Genomic DNA, 17,604 nt, shown 5'->3' on the forward strand with positions numbered 1-17,604 from the left:
AGAACCTCTGCGGTCATTTGGCCGTTAATGGTCGTCGGATGGTCAACGCTTTGCGCAGCGCCTCCGCGCAAGCTCCTAATGCAGGCGATCACTCACGGCCCGGCCGACGCGACGCCGAGCGAAGAGATCGACGATCACCGCGCCATGATACCAGATCCGACGGTAGATGACCCACTGGGTTCAGGCCTGTAGTCTTGGAGGCGGGTGCCCCAAAGAGCAGTGTGGGCGTAGTCATTACCGACCAAGGCGATGCCGAGAGCTTTGGAGAACCGCTCAGCCGCGGCGGGTGCGAGATGAAGACTATCAAGGAAATCGCCGGGCCCGGTGCGCTCGAAGCCGCGCAGATCGATGATCTCTGCGCCACCGCGGCGGATGGTTTTGTAGAGCTCATCGGGGAGAGGATAGGGTTGACGAACAGGTGTGGCGACAAAGACGACCTTGGTGCCATCGCTTGTGACGATATTAAGAAATCTGGCAAGCTGATTAAAGGTGGGAGCCTTAGCGTGAGCTGCAGTCTGCCCATCACTACGAACAACATCATTGATGATTGGAGCGAATTCCTGGTAGCCAGGGATCAGTGCGAGAACCCGTTTCTGTATGCGCTCTCTGTTTGCCCAGAGCCGAGAAGTGGCGCCAAGCAAATATCGGACACGATCGCTGAGTGAGAGAACGTCGTGGGAGAAAGCCTCGGCGGCAAGAGACAACCCGGCAAACTGGCTGCCGAGACGCTCAGAATTGCGGACTGGGCCATCATCGAGGTGGTCATTAGCAAAGCAGATGATGACCAAGCGAAGCTGAGTGTTGGCCGGCTGAACGAAACGACGGTATACATAGAGCCAATCAGTAAGCACCGTGTCGTCAGGATAAATAAGACCGATCGTTGCATCTGGGAGATTTACACCCGCCCATGTTCCCTTGACGATATCCGGGCGTATCCCCGCACGCGTCAATGAGTTGCCCAGGAAAAGGACGTGTGGAGAATTCCCTTGTTTAATGTCGTTGACGGTAGCCGGTATCTGCCCAATGTGCTGCACATCGTAAGACAGCCGGTTCTCGGTGAAGTAAAGGCTGATTTCTCCTATGAGCAGTACGGCCAGCACGCTCGCAATCACTTTCCATTCGGACCTAGAATTGGAAGTAGATGAATTCATGGCTTTCCGGTGCTTGGAAGACGATGAGCATTAGCACTGCGTAGGCGTATACGGATGCACGCGCGAACCAAGGACTTTGTGTGAGGCCAAGAAGATTGTTCGCGTGAGAGGTGGTCCAATACTCAAAAATAAACAGCGGAAGAGCATAGAAGGCGATCAAACCGAGCATGGCAATAGCGGTGGGCGTGACGCGCCAGTCCGTGGCCATGAGATAGAGGAACTCACCTACCTGCTGCATGTTCTCGGCACGGAACAAAAGCCAGCCCAAGCAGATCAGATGAAACATCAGCACGATCCGCCAACTACGATCAATGATAGACGGCGGGCGCACGTTTTCCCAGCCCATGAGCCGGTAGAGCGACAGCAGTGCCCCATGATAGAGGCCCCAGAAAACGAAGGTCCAGTTGGCGCCATGCCAGATGCCGCCGAGGACCATTGTGATCATAAGGTTGCGGAGAACCATGTTCCCCCCGCCACGATTGCCACCGAGTGCGATGTAAAGGTAGTCGCGCAACCACGTGGAGAGGCTAATGTGCCAGCGGCGCCAGAAATCACTGGGGGATATAGCCAGATAGGGGACTTTGAAGTTATCCATCAGATCAATGCCCATCCATCTGGCGACGCCTTGGGCTATAGAGCTATAGCCTGAGAAATCAGCATAAATCTGCCAAGCGAACGCATAGATGCCGACAAGGCATTCGATGCCAGTGAGTTGGGATGCATCGCGATTGAAGATGGTATTGACCAGCGCGGCCATGTTGTCGCCGATAACAACCTTTTTAAAAAGACCTAGTAGAATATAGTAAAGCCCGACTGCGAAGTCGTCAGAGCGATGGACCCGCGGCGTTTCGATCTGCTTCAATAGTCCCCGTCCAAGGGCATCCTGCCCTTTGGCGCCAGAACGCATGATGGGCCCGGCGATCAGATGCGGGAAGAATGAGACATAGAGGGCGAAGTTCCAGAAATTCGTAGCGGGCTTTGTCACCCCGCGGGCGATGTCGAAGATATAGCTCATGCTTTGGAAGGTGTAGAACGAAATTCCCACTGGAAGAAGCACTTGGACAACCGGTAGCGATGCTTGGATGCCAATTGAGTTAAGCGCTGTGACGAACTCGTTGGAAAAGAAATTATAGTATTTAAAGAGGCCGAGCAGGAGCAGATTTACGGTCACGGACAGCCAGACGTATCGCCGTTTGCTAACTTCGGAGGAAGTGGAGGCAATCATCACGCCCAGATAAAAATCCATAAATGTAGAAAAGGTAATGATGGGCAAAAATCGCCAGTCCCACCAGCCATAAAAGAAATAGCTAGCCGCCAATAAAAAGAATGTTTGAAGGCGAAATGGGAGAAACCAGTATACTGAGATGACAACGGCAAAGAAGACCCAAAACGCCCAACTGTTGAACAACATGACGCCCTCTTCCAAAAGTGCCAGATCGATTATCGGCATGCGTCATCATCGGCTTACGTGCGCTCAAGACATTGCTCTGGATTTGACATGGGCACTATCCCCGTCGTCGGCGCCCGTCATCAGGCCTTCGACCTCGTCCTCTTTGAACGCCATCACTTGTCCGGCGCAAATAGATGGCGACAAGAATCTGCTTCCGTTTTGCCGCGTCAGGTGGGCGCCGGATTTCGGAGAAGGTGGAACCGCTCGACTACAACCTTACCGAGAGATGGACCCTATGACCGACGACAGTTTACAGCTTGCCGAGCCGGCCGCAAAGTGCGGCGATCCGGATTTTCTTCGCATTATTGCCGCAGTTTAGGTTCTTTTTAGAAACCCTCAAACAATACCTGGGTCAATTCGTTCAAGCAGCCTAAAGAGCCGCTGACATCCGATAATTGTGCTAGGAGCTAATCGACATCTTGCCACGAGGTAATACTTTAGAGGTATTTGACTGCCGTCACGAAAGTTAGTATACCCCCGCTTTCGGCAAACGTGTTCGCTGCAAATTCGGAAAGGAGTTAGCTCCGCCGGATCACGATGCTGATCGGCGTCTTAGGCGACGCAAAACGACGGGCCGACAAAGTGCCCAGGCAGCCTCCTCCTCGCATGCCGTAAAGTGGAGCGATACGACAATCAAAGGTTGCAGCCAGAGGTTGAAAAAATGGAGGAATTCTCCAGTCGTGATAACGACGCTTGGGCTCTAAGGCCGGGTCCGGCTTTCGGTCAACATGATGGTGCTTTGGACGCCATTCCGCACCCGGTTCAGCGGATGATGAACCGTATCGGTTGTGGCTATGTCGCCCTGAACAGAAACAAGAAAGTAGTAGGGTGGAATGCAAGCACACGAGCTGTTCTGGCCAACGCGGACGCCATCGCCGACACACCGGATCAGATTTCCGCCAGTCTCCGGCGGTTGATTGGCGGTTGGGAGAACGTTCTGCCCGGCTCGATCTTGTGGGTAGTCATGTCCTTCCGTGAAGGGCGTCCCGTGATGTTCAGCGAACGAGCAGAGGGCGTCTCGGACGGCGTGAGTATTATCGCGCTGCTCGATCGGACCGTTCGGCCGGAACCCAATCCGCAGACGCTGCAGGAAATCTTTGGATTGACAAGCGCCGAGACCCGTCTTGCGATCGAGATCGCGCGAGGAGGGTCTCCCTTGGAGATTGCTCGATTCCGTCACCTCAGCCGGACGACGATCCGCTCCCAACTGGCTTCGCTCTTCGCGAAAACGGAGACAAACCGCCAGGCCGAACTCGTCGCGTTGCTGGATCGCATCGCTGTGTTGCCCTGAAACCATGGAGGCACGCCGGACGTATTCGCTGACTACATCGCCTCCCCTGGCTGCGGTCATCCTCGATGTCTGGCACGCATCCTCGGCGATTGCGCCATATGACCGTAATTCCGATTTTCAGGAGCCTGGTCCGAGCTTGTCGTGAATTCGGAGGGCATTGTGAATGAGCCGGATGAGACTGGAAAGAGAAGTCTATGCCGACGTAAATTGGCCGCTTCTTGATTCTTTCGCCGACCGAACTTTCTCGCAGCGAAAGGCGTGGATCGATTTCGTTTGCGAGACCCAAGCCGGGGAACCGGTTGTGGCTCGAATGGACAACGCTGGCGTGACCGTCGGTTTTTTTGTAGGCGTCATCATCCGGCGGATGGGTATCCGAATACTAGGAAGTCCATTCCCAGGCTGGACAACCCCATATATGGGATTCAATCTGCGGCATGATGTGTCCAGAACCGATGCAGTCGACGCGCTGATCCCGTTCGTTTTTTCTGTGCTTGGCTGCCATCATCTGGAAATCTCAGATCCCTATCTGGCCAGCGAGCACTTCAAAGACGGTAGAGTCAAAGCGCAGCTCGTCCGGACCTTTCGATCAAACCTTCTGATGTCAGAGGACGAGCTTTTCGCCAGGATGGACGGAGGAGCGTGCAGGAACTGTATCAGGAAAGCTGCGAGGTCCGGAGTCGTCATCGAGGAAGCCGTGCCGGATGGATTTGCGGCGGAGTACTTCAGGCAGCTGGAAGACGTCTTCGCCAAGCAGAACATGCGACCAACATATGGCATGGATCGCGTAGAGGCGCTTATCAGACACGTCTATCCGACCGGAGACCTCCTTCTCTTGCGCGCGCGTGATTCAGATGGGCAGAGCATCGCCACGGGTATATTTCCTGGATTTAACGATATTTCCTATTTCTGGGGAAACGCTAGCCTTCGTGACCATCAGATCGTGCGACCGAATGAGCCCATGCTTTGGCATGCGATGAAGTACTGGAAGCGCCGTGGCATGCATTGGTACTACTGGGGCGGCGACGGATCATACAAGAAAAAATATGGTGGCGACCCGATAAGCTACCCACAGTTTAGAGCATCATCGAGCGTTGTTATATCGATGCTTCGAGATGCTGGGAGAACACTGTACTATGCACCACGTGATTGGAATCTCCGAATCTTTAAATCGAGATCGGCTTAACCCTACGTCTCCTTGTGTCGCGTTGCCGATGGCAGGAGTGATCTTAGTCGTGGGCAATGATTGAGGACATGAGGAAACCTGAATGGACAAGCTATGCTGGCCAGACGGAAAGTCCTTCGCGTTCACGGTGTTTGACGACACTGACCGTGCAACTCCCGGGAACTTTGAGAAGGTTTATGAATGCCTGCGCGATAACGGCCTTCGCACGACCAAGTCTGTTTGGCCAATTCGCGGCTCCCAAACTTCCAGGCTAGGCGGTGCTACCTGTGAGGACCCGGATTATTTGGCGTATATCCGTGAACTGCACCGTGACGGATTTGAGATAGGCTTCCACGGCGCAACCTACCACAGTTCAGAGCGGGCCACTATCGTGCGTAGCCTTGAACGCTTCCACGAGTTGTTCGGCAGCTACCCTCGAACCATGGCTAACCATGCGGGATCCGCGGACAACATTTATTGGGGAGATGCTCGGCTGAGTGGGATCAGGAGGCAAGCATATAGACTTCTCCAATTCCAAAGGCCCCGTTTCTATGGCCATTGCGAAGAAAGCCCTTATTTTTGGGGGGACCTCTGCCGCGATCGTATCGATTATGTGCGCAATTTCACGGCCGGGGATATAAATACACTGAAGACCTTTCCTTGTATGCCATATTACGATCCGAAGCGGCCGTTTGTGAAGCAATGGTTCTCATCATCTGAGGGACCGGAGGTCCATTCGTTTCTTCGCGTCATATCGGAAGCAAACCAAGATCGCCTGGAGGCTGAGGGCGGTGCCTGCATCATGTACACGCATTTCGCAGCGGGTTTCCAGGATGCGAACGGAAATCTCAATCAGCGGTTCAGGGAACTTATGAGGCGCCTTGCATCGAAAAATGGCTGGTTCGCACCAGTCGCGACGTTCCTCGATTATGTTCGGCAACAGCGTGGCGAGCACGTCATTGACACAACGGAGCGTGTCAGGATGGAGCGCGATTGGATCAAGCACAAGATCTGGACCTGCGGAGCGTCGTAGGAGTGCCCATTTTGCCGGACATGTCAGCTGGCGTCCGGTCGAGCAGCAATTGAAATTTTGCCCGATGCCCTGAGGTTACGTCGCTAATTCAGTACTGCGACGTAGCCAAGGGTGAACCATGGGGCGGATTGCGATTCTGACGGGCGTCGAGTGCCGCCGCGTCTGGACGGACGAGGACAAGCTTCGGTTTCTGGAGGAGGTCGAGACGAGCGGTTCCGGCGCCGAGATTGCCCAAGGGCACGATGTTCTCTCCCAGCACTTACACTTGGCGCAAGAAGCTTGCTCGGGAAATGAGGTCGCCGAGTGGATCAGGCGTGACAATGCTGCCGATGGCGCTGATCGAGCCGGATACGGCGGCGAAGCGGTTCGAGTTGCGACGGCAGAGAAGCTCACAGCGAAACGGCCGGCCCGGAACTGTTGAGACAATCGAGCCACCTCTCCATCCTGCAAACGAATGAAGACACTTCGAACCCTGCTGCTACTGTTCGCCATGATCGATCGAGCGCTTCGATCGAGCAGTGTTCGAATGAATGCTATGACTCTGGCTGCCTTGCTAGAACACACCCTTGATCCGGTACATCGTTTCTGCCTCGATGAAAGATGGTTGCAGATCATTTTGGGGGAGAGCGCACCGGTCCACGAGGTAACACGTCGGTGATGACATGAGGATAGCAAGGATAGGCGCATGGCGCCGAGCGCTAAGTGTTGGCTGGATCCCGCTCGTGTTCACGCTCGTGTGCAATGCTGCAGCAACGGAGTACAAGCTTGCGCCAGGAGACGTGGTGGAGATCACCATCGCCGGATTGCCGGAGTGGCACTACCGTGTTGCCATCCAGTTCGATGGAACGATATCTCTGCCGACGCTTGGGACTCTCGAAATCGCAGGTCTGACCGCGGCGGAAATGCGGAATCAGATCGCTGCCGTCCTGCCGACGCGACTCTTCCGGGAGCAGACACCGGAGGGACGCGAATATACCGTTGTCGTTCTCCCGACCGATGTCGCCGCAACCGTGGTCGAATACCGACCTATCTACGTTGATGGCGACGTCTTGACGCCAGGCCAATATGCCTTCCGGCCCCTTATGACGGTCCGCCAGGCCGTGGCCCTCTCTGGGGGCTATAGCACTATGCGAGCGAACCCTACCATGTCCAATCCGGATCAAATGGTGGACATGCGCGAGGACTACAATCTACACGGGTTGGAATATGCGAGAGATACCGTGCACCTGCTACGCCTGCAGGCCGAACTGAACGATGCGGATACGTTCGAAGAGAAAATCCCGGCAGACCTACCGGTTCCAGCTGCCACGCTCGCCAATCTCGTTCGGTCCGAACGGGAATCGCTGAAATTCGCACAGGAAAACCACAACCAGGAGATCACCTCCATTCGAGCCGCAATGAAGCAAGCGGATGAGCAGATCGCAGTTCTCGCTCAACAGGCAAAGCAGGAAGACAGCGGAGCACAGGCTGATGCGGAAGAGCTTGAAAAGCTTATCAAGGCGTTCGAGGCCGGCAGCGTGCCCAGTACGCGTGTGTCGGAGGCACGCCGCGCAATGCTTCTGTCTTCCACGCGCCAGCTTCAGACCACTGTGAACATGATGGAGATCCAGCGAGGTCGGGGGGACTTGGCGAGAAGTCTCGACAGGACGATAAACTTGCGTCGGATCGAACTTCTCAAGGACTTCAGAGAGACGAGTGAGAGATTAGCCGAATCGCAATTGCGATTGAGGAGTGCCGGCGAGAAGCTTCAGCCCGGCAGAACCACCTTACCCGATCAAATGCTCGGAACGGCTGCGCAGCCCCAAATTGCGATCATGCGCAAAGTCGAGCAGGATTGGCGCCGCTTCCCGGCAGACGTGCATACCGAGCTGTTACCGGGCGATGTAATCGAAGTCTTGCTCGGTTCCGGTCAGATGCCAGGGAGTATGGCGGCGATCGGGGAGAAATAGAGGGGATATCGGGAAGCTCCCAGCCGGCGAAACGGTCATCTGCAATCCACGGGGGGGCCAGAAACGGAGCCCATGCTCGACATGGAGGACGCTGTATGGCTCACCAGCAAGAGGGGAAGTTGACTAATGCGAGAGGCGCGCGGGGAACCGGAATCCATCGCCGTGGTCGTCGGGCAGCTTGGGCAAGGCGGAACCGAGCGGCAACTTTATCATTTTCTCGCGCATTGTGATTTCGTTCGATGGGCCCCCACCGTCTACGTGTCCGGCGAGCTCGGGTTCTGGGAAGCTCCGATCCGCGAACTCGGTATTCCTGTCGTGCTGCTGAAGGGCCGCCCTCTGGATAAGATGCGGCAATTTCGTGCGGCATGCGTCGCTCAGAAAACTCGATGCGTCTTCTCGTGGTCGTCCTATACCAATGTCTTCGCGCTCGCCTTGACGGGGCTGGGCCTCCGAAGCATCGGATCGTTCCGTAACGCATTGTTTGCAGACCTGCCGACAGGCCTACGCGGCTTGTGGTCGTGGATGAGCGTGGCCGGCATCTCGACCGCCGTCTGCAATTCGCGTGAAACCCAGAGGCAACTCGCGCACCGCCTCGGCTCAAAAAAGCACGTTGTCTATGTGCCGAACGCGGTCGAGATCTTCCCGTCTGACCAGATGGCACGGTGGCGTGCCGATTGGCGTCAGCGGCTTGATCTGCGCGATGACGCGGTGTTGGTACTTGGGGTAGGCCGACTTGTGCCCCAGAAGCGCTTCGACCGCTTCATCGATACGATCGAAAGCGTAGGTCGGCACTGCACTGTGCAGGCCGTGATCGCCGGACAAGAGCTCGGCTGTCTCGACGCATTGAAGAGCCAGGTGGCGCGCCTCGGGCTCGACGACAGGGTCCGCTTTCTCGGCAGTGTGCCGGATGCCCGAGAGCTCATATGCGCCTCAGACATTTTCCTTCTGTCTTCCGACTACGAGGGCATGCCCAATGTTGTCTTGGAGGCCATGGCGGCGGGCGTGCCCTGCGTCGCCACGCGAGTGAACGGCGTCGCCGACCTGATCCAAAACGGTGTGACCGGGGTCATAGCCGGATCCAAACAGGATGACCTGTCGCGCGAAGTTCTTCGTCTTGCGACGGATGCCGACATACGGCGCCAGATCGGTACCCGCGCACGTGCATGGATCGAGCAGAAGTTCCAGCCGAAATTGGTCACCGGCCAACTCTGGACGTTATGCGCTGCGGGAAACGACGTCGATACAAAGAAGTGGATTGGCCATGCGACTCGCCATCTTCGTTGATCAGGTTTTTTGGCGCGACGGCGACACTCTTTCGACGGATGAGTCCTATATCCTCTTTCCGGCCAGTTTAATCGAGTTCGTCGACGAGATCATCTTCATCGGGCGCGAGGCAATGCAACCGGGACGCGGGCCCTATTTGCTTGACCATCCGGCGATCACACTTTGCCCTCTCCCATATTATCCGAACCTGTATCAACTTTGGCGCGTCGGGCCTCGTGCATTCCTGGAGATCCGTCGCCGGATCTCGGAGCAAGCGCGGAATTGGGACGCGATCCTGATAGTCGGCCCGCATCCGATTGGGCAGATGATCGCGACGGAGTGCATTGCCCTCGATGTGCCGGTCGGCCTGGTGGTTCGCCAGAACCTGGTCCAACAGGTGGGTACGCATCGGGGTCTGAAGCGTCATGTTGCCGTGTCGGCCGCCAGGGCACTTGATTGGCACTTCAAGCGGCTTGCGCGTGATCGAACAGTGTTCACTGTAGGACAAGACCTTGCTCGGGAGTACCGCAGATTCAGCAACCGGGTCCACGACCATATGCCCTGTCTTATCAGAGACGCGCAGCTCAGAGCCTTTGCAGAAATGTCTTCCGGTCCCGATCCAACGCGCTTGATCTGCGTTGGTCGGTTGGCTTCGGAAAAGGGGCATCACGTGCTTCTCGAAGCTCTCGTGCACCTTAAGCGGCGTGGTGTGTCGTGCCACCTCGATATCGTTGGCACAGGTCCGCTGGAGGCGGAGCTCAAGGCGCGATCCATGGTCCTCGGCATTGACGACACTGTCACATTCCACGGTTTTGTGTCCTATGGACCGGCTTTGTTCGAACTTTACCGGCGAGCCGGAGCGCTTGTGCTCCCATCCTTCTCGGAGGGCTTTCCGCAAGTCATCAATGAGTCGCTTTGCATTGGCCTACCCACGATCGCCACTGCCGTGGGTGGCATCCCTCACCTGCTGAAGGACAATGAAACGGCCATGCTTGTTCCGCCAGGCGACGTCTGTGCGCTGGCAGGTGCGATCGAGCAAGTTGTCTGCAGTCCGGAACTACAGGAGCGTTTGCGTCGCAATGGGCGCGCGCTGATGGCTGACAACACGTTGGAAGTCAATCGTGCACGGATGATTGGAGTACTTCATGCTGAAGTCTTCTCAAAAGCCGCATGAATACCGGTCTGCGCTCGCCGATTACCCGGCCCCCCCGGTTCCGGAGCAGCCGACCGTCGGCATCGTCATCCCGATTTGCAATGAGATCGCACATCTTAGGACACTCGCTTCCGACATTTTCAGTCAGGATTACCCTTCGATTGCCGAAATCTGGTTCGCTGACGCCGGGTCAACCGATGGAACGTTCGAGATGCTGCAAGAAATGCAGCGGATCAACCCACGGGTGCGGGTCATCGAGAATTCGCATGGTTGCCCCGCCGCCGCGCTCAATCTAGCGTTTCCTCGCATCCGGACCGACATCGTGCTGCGTCTTGATGCCCATGCCCGCTACCAACCCGACGTCGTCCGGCAAAGCGTCTCGACACTGCTCGCGACAGGTGCCGGGGGGGTGGGAGCAATCGCGCGTCCTTTGCCTGCACAATCGATAATCGGTCGTGCGATCGTTGCGGCACATAGAAGCCCTTTCGGCATCGGGGTTGCCAAGTTCCGCAGAGAAGGAGCCGTAGGGTGGGCCGATACCGTATGGAACGGCTGCTATTGGAAGTATATCGTCGACCAAGTAGGTCCACTACGGGAAGATCTTTGGCGTGCCGAGGATAACGACTTTAACGAGAGAATACGGCGGCTCGGCTACGGCCTCTATCTTTCGCCGGAAATCCGGGCTTTCTACCAACCCCGACAATCCCTGCCTGCGCTCTGCAAACAGTATTTTTCCAATGGACTCGGCGGTACCCTCGCGTTGGTCGAGAACTGGCGCGCATTGCGGCTGCGTCATCTCGCTCCGCTCGCCTTAGTCGCAAGCCTGTCAATCTCATTAGCCGTATCTCTGTTTTGGCCTGCCGCGTTGCTCACAACATCAGGTATACTGTTAGTTTATTCGTTTGCATTGCTGTCCGCGACCTTACTGGCCGCTTGCACATCGCCCGGCATGCATCTGCTCTTCTTTCCCGTGGTGCTGGTTTCGCTGCACTTGAGCTATGGATGCGGTTCACTTTACGGTCTTGCTTTGCGATCCCGCTCCCTCGTCACGCGCCTTTCAGGTTCGATTGCTCGTTCCATCAGCACCCGCCGAAGACCTGGTCCCTGGCGTTGGCCGCACCCTGGGCTGACCCTCTGGCTCGTGCCAGGCATCTTCTATTTCTTGCTGCCTTCCGGCACAGCGCGGACAGAACCGGCCATCTGGCTCGTGCCTAGCTTGGAACGCATCGAGCGTGACGCTGTGCCCGGCGACCGGGTGGCGATCGAACTTTATGCCGCCCGCGGTGAAACCGAGTCGTTTCAGCTCGGGATCAGTGCGCCGGACACCGGCCTCACCAACGTAACGATCCAGGTGGAAGATTTGGTCAACGGCGACCGAGCCCATATCGCAGCGACGAATGTGACACGCTATCGCGAGCACTACGTCCATGTGACGCGATCCAGTCCCGACCTGCACGGATCGAACCGACCGCTCGGCCCGGGATGGTACGCCGATGCACTGATACCGCTCGGCGCCGAAGCAATCGCTTCCGCGGGAGACGGCCACTCCCCACCTGCAACTGCCTTTTCCGTTCCTTCGCGCCAAAACCAGCCGATCTGGATCGACGTCTTCGTTCCACGCGATACGTTGCCCGGCCGCTATAGCGGCGCCGTGACAGTGTCAAGCGATCAGGGTAATGCCGTCGGCGAGGTTGTGCTTCATGTGTGGAATTTCACACTCCCGCTCACCCCCTCGTTAAACTCGGCTTTCCTTATCTGGAAAGCGAATACTCCGCAGGCTCAGGCCGAATTGCTGAAGCATAGGCTAATGCCGCGTGACGTGCGAGTTCAGGATCAGGCCCTGTTTATCGACAGGTTCGGACTGAAATCCGTCAATCTCGGCCTGTGGAGCAATGCCAGCATGGCTCAATGCACGATGACGCCGGCCCCATCGCTCGAAGAGGTGCAAGAGGCGGCAGCTGAGCACAATCCCGCGCTCCGTCTCTTCAATTATACGGCCGATGAAATCGACCGCTGCGGCGGTATCTATGAAACCATGAAAGCCTGGGCACGCGTGCTGCATGAGGCGGGTGTCGACAATCTCGTGACGATGAAGCCTGCCCCCGAACTCTATGACGATGGCACCGGAAACGGGCGTTCTGCGGTCGATATCTGGGTGCTTCTTCCCACAATGTACGAGAGCGCATCAGAGCGGGTCTCCGAGGTCTTGGCCAAGGGCGATGAGGTTTGGTCATACAATGCCCTCGTTCAGGACGAATATTCTCCAAAGTGGGAGATCGATTTTGCCCCGATCAACTATCGTATTCAGCCCGGCTTCATCAATCAGAGCCTCGGGTTGACAGGGTTGTTGTACTGGCGCGTCGATCTCTGGACCGACAACCCTTGGAAGAACGTGCAGACGTACCGGACGGGAGGCAACGAGTACCCGGGAGAGGGGCTGCTTCTTTACCCGGGGCAACCCGTCGGAGTGGAGGGCGTGGTGCCCTCCATGCGGCTCAAATGGCTTCGCGATGGAGTCGAAGATTACGAATTCGTCGAGATCCTCAAGCGCAAGGGTTGCGGCGAGATCGGCGGGGAGATCGCCCGAACCATAGGCGCCTCCTGGAGGCACTGGACTCAAGACCCGGAATTTTTGGAATCTCAAAGGCGTCGACTTGGAAACATTCTGTCGGGGCTTCGCCCGGGCGATGATTGCCATGCGCGTTCGGCAGTGTCGGACCAGTAACCGGCTGCCAACGACCTGATCGAAGAGGGCCGAGAGGATGTTAGGAGAGTCCCCAGAGAGCGGCGACGAGGTTAAGCGACTTCGAAAAATCTATACCGAATACCTGCGGGAAGGACGATGGAACCACGACAGCCTCGGTCGTCAGCAACTGTGCAAGGAACGGAGCGATGCAATCGAAACTTTGATCGACGAATGGTTCGGGCGACCTCTCTGCGAATGCCGGATTCTGGACGTCGGATGCGGCTATGGAAGCCAGCTCCGCTGGTTTAATGAGCGCGGAGTGCCGCCGGAGAATCTTTTCGGGGTGGATCTCTTGTCTGCTCACATAGAGAGTGCACGCAGACGCTACCCGGCCTTCAATCTGATGCAAGCAAATGCCGAACGCCTGAGCTTCCCAAATGACTCTTTTGACATAATAGTCGCTTTCACCATTTTCTCATCAGTGTTTGAGCAGGAAATGGCGGGAAACATCGCGTCCGAAATGCTCCGAGTGCTCAAGAAATCGGGAGCGATCTTGTGGTATGATCTCCGCTATCCCAGCCCGACGAATCGCTCGGTTCGAGCAATGACAAGAAGGCGGATCCGCCGCCTGTTTCCGTCGACTGTCATACGGCTTAGGTCGATTTCGCTGCTTCCTCCTTTGGCCGATAGCCTGGGATCCACGGCAGCCATCACCTATCCGCTCCTGGCCGGTATTCCGTTTCTGCGATCTCATTATCTTGGATTGTTGACCGCAGCCCCAGACGCGTCCGGTTCCTGAACGCTGTCGGGGGATCCCTGCACAGTTATCAGACCGCAAATATCGCCATCAGTGTCGCCTTGCGGCGGCCCGGAGAAGTTGGCATGGCGCAGCGACATGGAAGACCAGCGCGAACGGAGTCCGCGCTGGTCCAAACCCCGTCAGAACAAGAAATCAGAGGCGGTGATCACCGAGGTATTGCTATCGAGCACGCCGATGTTGCCGTGGTCGCTGAGAATGAACACGTCGTCCTTGGCGCCATCGCCATCGACGTCGGCGCGGACGATGCCCAGGTCCTTGAACGTGAGACCGGTTTTGCGAAGGTCGATTTTATCGGAACCGTCCTGCCAGTCCAGGATCACGTCCGTGCCCCAGTTGGCTTCCCGGTAAACAAAGACATCGGCACCGTTGCCGCCCTGAAGGAAGTCGTTGCCGGTCCCCCCCTGCAACTGGTCCGCCCCATTGCCACCCTCGAGGATATCATGTCCGCCGAGGCCGAAGAGCTTATCGTTGCCGCCCTTGCCATCGATCAAGTCGGCGCCCGAGGTGCCGTTGATGGTGTTTGCACGCCCATTGCCGTCGATCATCTTGTGCGAGTCGTAGTCGGGTAGGCCGACAGGAGCCGGAACGTCAACGGAAGGCGGCGTAACGCCAGTCGGCGGCGTGACCCCAGTAGGCGGCGTAACCTCGGTGGGCGGCGTACCCGCCTCGAAAGCGCCCAGATTGACCAGATCGCTCCCGTTCACGAGATGAAGGAACTTCGTGGTCGGGAGGGAGCCGTCGGCTGTACGGTCGCCCCGCGCCGTGCTGTCGTTCAACGACTGAAAATCGTTGGAGTCCACCTTTACCGGCAACGTCCACGAGTTGCCTTCGGTCGATCCGGACGCCGCGATTTTACCGGTGCCGGCCGATATGTTGGCCCGGAAGGTATGCTCCGTATCCCAGAATCCATAGTTGTATAGGCCGTTGTTATACGCGGTGTTGTGCTCAAGCTTGATCGGATTGGAGGCGGCATTCTCGTCGAAACCAATCGAACGATTCCCCCACGCAACGTTGTTGGTCACAGTATGGCCACCCGAGGTGGTGTTCGTCCCCGCGCGCGCACCGCCCAGCTTGAAGCCGTTTCCGTCACCGCCCGCGCTGCCGTCATTGGCGTAGCCATTGTCGAAGGCCCAGTTGCCATCCAGAACAACGGGCGCACCCTTCGTGCCGTTTTGCACGTTGAACAAATCAAAGCCATCGTCCGAGTTGGCATAGGCGCGATTGCCGCGCAGGACGTTGCCCGCACCCGTGGTGCTGATCTGAAAACCGTCCGCATTGTCGCCATGCAGATCCTGGTTGTGGTGAGAGTCGTTGTTGAGAAGCAGGTTGTTCGCGCTGGAGCCGAACATCACGATGCCCTTGCCCTCCCACTCCGAATTCCATCCGTTGTGGTGAACGTCCAACTGCTCGATTGTGTTGTTGTTCGAGGCGCCCTGGATCATGAGGCCACCTTCGGGGCCGTTCTTGATCTCAAGACCCTTGATGTGGTTCCACGATGCACTCGACATGTTGACGACATAGCCGCCCTTCATCGAGGATCCGTCCAGGACCGGTACCTCATCCTTGTAGTTTGTCACCGTAATCGGATTGCCGCTCGTGCCATCCTTCGTGAGGTTCACTCCAGATGTGAGCTTATAGACACCTCCGCGCATATAGATCGTATCGCCGGGCTTTGCGATATCGTGCGCATGCTGAAGCGATGCGAACGGTTTATCCAGCAGACCAGAATTACCGTCCGATCCATTGGGAGAAACGTAGTAAGAAGCCATTCTTTAGAATCCTCATAAGACTCAGCCTGCTCACGACCGAGGTATAGCTAAGGTTGTTTTGCTCAAAGATGACCGGTTATCGATTCGAACCTTCGAGAGCGCGGATGATGACTGCACATGTAAATGCGACGAGACTTTGTCGGCCTGTGGAAAACGTCAAAATGACACAGTACAACTATCGCGATGGAGGGATTACCTTAGTAACCGCCACCAAAGGCCGACTTCCTTAATTTGTGAAATGGTTTCAAGTGCATGCTCATGGCATGCGTTTACAACCCCTATCGGCCGGTACGCACGACAACGTCACCAATGTAACTGCCGATTGTCACCGGCGAAGTCCGGTCAGATCGTCACCGGATGGGTACCACGCAACACTTTCTCTAGAGTGTTCGTGTCTCGCACGCCCTGACCATAATAGATCAGAACCGATCGAGCGAGGCTGCTGGCACCGTCGCTGCCTCGCTCGAAACCGCGCTCGTCGCAGAGTTTTTGAAAGACACGCTGGATTTCCTTCAAATCCTCGGGAGGAAATGCATCCATGTCCTCGGGGGTGAGCTTGCTTTTCATCACCTTCTCCACTCGCCATAGAGCTCAAGTGAAGGTTTGTCGTGAAAATCCCGCCCTCGTCTTGGGGCCATAAACGAGCGCGGCGCATAACAGCAAATCAGTGGCCCGCCTTGCTGTGTGGGTCCGAAGCCCGGCAACAGGCGGGCAGGTTCACCGGGCTGTGTCTGAAGTGTAGCACAGGGGGACGACGCCACGGCGAGGAACGATAGTCATGTTGTAGAAATTTCGCGGATAAGACAGCGAAGATCACCAAAGCTAAAGACCTGAGGGCCATGTCGACCGGCGTTCCCCGCGGCAGTCGGCGGACCGCCTATCTTAGATTGTGCAAATTGGCCGCCTAAACCAAGGCGCATATCGCCTGGGGCGGGTTTACACGCCGCAGCCGGCAACGGCCGACGACCTTGTGACACACCAGCAGGTGCTGGGCCTGGGCCGCGTCGTCGTGGTCCAGCCAAGCCCCTACGGTTCCGACAATTCCTGCCTGCTGGACACGTTGTCCCGGCTTGGTCCGGAGGCGCGTGGTGTTGCCGTGCTCTCCCCGGAGACCACGGAGGAGGACCTGCAGAAGCTCCATTTCCAAGGCATTCGCGGCGCCCGGCTGAACCTCGTGGTCGGCGACGCACCGCCCGACCGGCGCGCCCCCTCCGCCTCCATCCGAATCTAGCCGACAGGATTGCCGGTCTCACACCCAGTGAGGTTGCCCATTCAACGGCAGCGCCCGCGTCGTACACGCCGCCATCGACGGCATAGACGATGCCGGTATGAGACCATGCTACGGTTGCGAGAAGACCTTTGCTGGCAGAGCGAACGATTGCATCGCCAGTGACGGCAAGGGCGAAGGCCCCCGTTCCGAATGGGATTTTGGTGTCGCCGGCTTTCCGACACCCGTGGCCATAGAGGGCAGCTTGCTGGTCGACCAGCGATGCAGTAACCGGGGTACCTTCGATCTCACCGAAAAAGCCGATGCTGGATCGGATTTCCGGCAGGCATTCAATTGGAACGCCGAAAAGTGCGTACAGTTCGGGATCCCAACCGCCGGTTTCAAGGTTCATCAACGATGTACGCGATGCCGTGGTCGTATCGGTAGCAAACGTCCCTGCCAATCTGTCGAGAAAGAAGGCATCCGTCGTGCCCAATCTCAGAATGCCACTTTTTTGTGCCGAACGTAAGTTCTCGTTGTTTTCCAAAAGCGCCGACCGGACTGATGCAAATCGCCACAAATCATCTCGTTCACCGCTACCGACCGGCGGTGGAAATGACGCATCGAGCCCGAGCGCAGCCATTGCAACTTGCTGTAGGCGCATGCTCGT

At 57.0% G+C, this 17,604-nt stretch carries 13 protein-coding genes and 1 pseudogene; 9 read left to right on the forward strand and 5 right to left on the reverse strand.

Features of this window, described 5'->3' with window-relative positions; genetic code table 11:
- Positions 1 to 134: 134 nt before the first annotated feature.
- Complete coding sequence (locus AC1DDS_RS03955) at positions 135 to 1,151, reverse strand: hypothetical protein (RefSeq protein WP_477477765.1); 1,017 nt, start codon at positions 1,149 to 1,151, stop codon at positions 135 to 137.
- Positions 1,126 to 2,601: an MBOAT family O-acyltransferase gene (locus tag AC1DDS_RS03960; protein ID WP_477477674.1), complete on the reverse strand. Its 1,476-nt coding sequence runs from the start codon at positions 2,599 to 2,601 to the stop codon at positions 1,126 to 1,128. The genes AC1DDS_RS03955 and AC1DDS_RS03960 overlap by 26 nt, the downstream gene beginning before the upstream one ends.
- Before the next feature lie 661 nt (positions 2,602 to 3,262).
- On the opposite strand from AC1DDS_RS03960, the gene AC1DDS_RS03965 reads away from it, so the two are divergent.
- The 8 genes from AC1DDS_RS03965 (at position 3,263) to AC1DDS_RS04000 (ending at position 13,937) form a co-directional block, all read left to right on the forward strand.
- Positions 3,263 to 3,892, forward strand: coding sequence for a helix-turn-helix transcriptional regulator (locus AC1DDS_RS03965; protein ID WP_477477675.1), 630 nt, complete (start codon positions 3,263 to 3,265; stop codon positions 3,890 to 3,892).
- Between the two features lie 163 nt (positions 3,893 to 4,055).
- Entirely contained in the window at positions 4,056 to 5,075 is a 1,020-nt protein-coding gene (locus AC1DDS_RS03970; protein ID WP_477477676.1) for a GNAT family N-acetyltransferase, read from the forward strand.
- Positions 5,076 to 5,157: 82 nt separating this feature from the next.
- On the forward strand, positions 5,158 to 6,087 hold the full coding sequence (locus AC1DDS_RS03975; protein WP_477477677.1) for a hypothetical protein: 930 nt from the start codon (positions 5,158 to 5,160) through the stop codon (positions 6,085 to 6,087).
- Between the two features lie 722 nt (positions 6,088 to 6,809).
- Positions 6,810 to 8,036: a polysaccharide biosynthesis/export family protein gene (locus AC1DDS_RS03980; protein ID WP_477477678.1), complete on the forward strand. Its 1,227-nt coding sequence runs from the start codon at positions 6,810 to 6,812 to the stop codon at positions 8,034 to 8,036.
- A 126-nt stretch (positions 8,037 to 8,162) separates the two neighbouring features.
- The gene (locus AC1DDS_RS03985) at positions 8,163 to 9,320 is read left to right on the forward strand and encodes a glycosyltransferase family 4 protein (protein ID WP_477477679.1); all 1,158 of its coding nucleotides are present in this window, start codon (positions 8,163 to 8,165) and stop codon (positions 9,318 to 9,320) included.
- The gene (locus AC1DDS_RS03990) at positions 9,298 to 10,473 is read left to right on the forward strand and encodes a glycosyltransferase (RefSeq protein ID WP_477477680.1); all 1,176 of its coding nucleotides are present in this window, start codon (positions 9,298 to 9,300) and stop codon (positions 10,471 to 10,473) included. Before AC1DDS_RS03985 ends, AC1DDS_RS03990 begins: the two co-directional genes overlap by 23 nt.
- Positions 10,445 to 13,177: a glycosyltransferase gene (locus AC1DDS_RS03995; RefSeq protein ID WP_477477681.1), complete on the forward strand. Its 2,733-nt coding sequence runs from the start codon at positions 10,445 to 10,447 to the stop codon at positions 13,175 to 13,177. The genes AC1DDS_RS03990 and AC1DDS_RS03995 overlap by 29 nt, the downstream gene beginning before the upstream one ends.
- 37 nt (positions 13,178 to 13,214) lie before the next feature.
- Complete coding sequence (locus tag AC1DDS_RS04000) at positions 13,215 to 13,937, forward strand: class I SAM-dependent methyltransferase (RefSeq protein WP_477477682.1); 723 nt, start codon at positions 13,215 to 13,217, stop codon at positions 13,935 to 13,937.
- A 140-nt stretch (positions 13,938 to 14,077) separates the two neighbouring features.
- Here the strand turns inward: AC1DDS_RS04000 and AC1DDS_RS04005 are convergent, their stop codons facing one another.
- Together AC1DDS_RS04005 and AC1DDS_RS04010 are read right to left on the reverse strand one after the other, a co-directional pair.
- Positions 14,078 to 15,727, reverse strand: coding sequence for a right-handed parallel beta-helix repeat-containing protein (locus tag AC1DDS_RS04005; protein WP_477477683.1), 1,650 nt, complete (start codon positions 15,725 to 15,727; stop codon positions 14,078 to 14,080).
- A gap of 342 nt (positions 15,728 to 16,069) precedes the next feature.
- Complete coding sequence (locus tag AC1DDS_RS04010) at positions 16,070 to 16,294, reverse strand: hypothetical protein (RefSeq protein ID WP_477477684.1); 225 nt, start codon at positions 16,292 to 16,294, stop codon at positions 16,070 to 16,072.
- Positions 16,295 to 16,616: 322 nt separating this feature from the next.
- Between AC1DDS_RS04010 and AC1DDS_RS04015 the strand changes: the two genes are divergently transcribed.
- Positions 16,617 to 16,958, forward strand: coding sequence for an amidohydrolase family protein (locus tag AC1DDS_RS04015; RefSeq protein ID WP_477477685.1), 342 nt, complete (start codon positions 16,617 to 16,619; stop codon positions 16,956 to 16,958).
- A gap of 247 nt (positions 16,959 to 17,205) precedes the next feature.
- Here AC1DDS_RS04015 and AC1DDS_RS04020 read toward each other — a convergent pair.
- Positions 17,206 to 17,598 (reverse strand): annotated as a pseudogene (locus AC1DDS_RS04020) (FGGY family carbohydrate kinase); the annotation flags it as partial.
- Between the last annotated feature and the right edge of the window lie 6 nt (positions 17,599 to 17,604).

The sequence above is a fragment of the Mycoplana sp. 10N416 genome, assembly GCF_056394765.1.

What these genes read in the sequence shown, in the direction of transcription:
- AC1DDS_RS03955 (WP_477477765.1), bottom strand. Translation starts at nt 1,151, where the DNA reads ATGAATTCATCTACTTCCAATTCTAGGTCCGAATGGAAAGTGATTGCG.
- AC1DDS_RS03960 (WP_477477674.1), bottom strand. Translation starts at nt 2,601, where the DNA reads ATGCCGATAATCGATCTGGCACTTTTGGAAGAGGGCGTCATGTTGTTC.
- AC1DDS_RS03965 (WP_477477675.1), top strand. Translation starts at nt 3,263, where the DNA reads ATGGAGGAATTCTCCAGTCGTGATAACGACGCTTGGGCTCTAAGGCCG.
- AC1DDS_RS03970 (WP_477477676.1), top strand. Translation starts at nt 4,056, where the DNA reads ATGAGCCGGATGAGACTGGAAAGAGAAGTCTATGCCGACGTAAATTGG.
- AC1DDS_RS03975 (WP_477477677.1), top strand. Translation starts at nt 5,158, where the DNA reads ATGGACAAGCTATGCTGGCCAGACGGAAAGTCCTTCGCGTTCACGGTG.
- AC1DDS_RS03985 (WP_477477679.1), top strand. Translation starts at nt 8,163, where the DNA reads ATGCGAGAGGCGCGCGGGGAACCGGAATCCATCGCCGTGGTCGTCGGG.
- AC1DDS_RS03990 (WP_477477680.1), top strand. Translation starts at nt 9,298, where the DNA reads ATGCGACTCGCCATCTTCGTTGATCAGGTTTTTTGGCGCGACGGCGAC.
- AC1DDS_RS03995 (WP_477477681.1), top strand. Translation starts at nt 10,445, where the DNA reads ATGCTGAAGTCTTCTCAAAAGCCGCATGAATACCGGTCTGCGCTCGCC.
- AC1DDS_RS04000 (WP_477477682.1), top strand. Translation starts at nt 13,215, where the DNA reads ATGTTAGGAGAGTCCCCAGAGAGCGGCGACGAGGTTAAGCGACTTCGA.
- AC1DDS_RS04005 (WP_477477683.1), bottom strand. Translation starts at nt 15,727, where the DNA reads ATGGCTTCTTACTACGTTTCTCCCAATGGATCGGACGGTAATTCTGGT.
- AC1DDS_RS04010 (WP_477477684.1), bottom strand. Translation starts at nt 16,294, where the DNA reads ATGAAAAGCAAGCTCACCCCCGAGGACATGGATGCATTTCCTCCCGAG.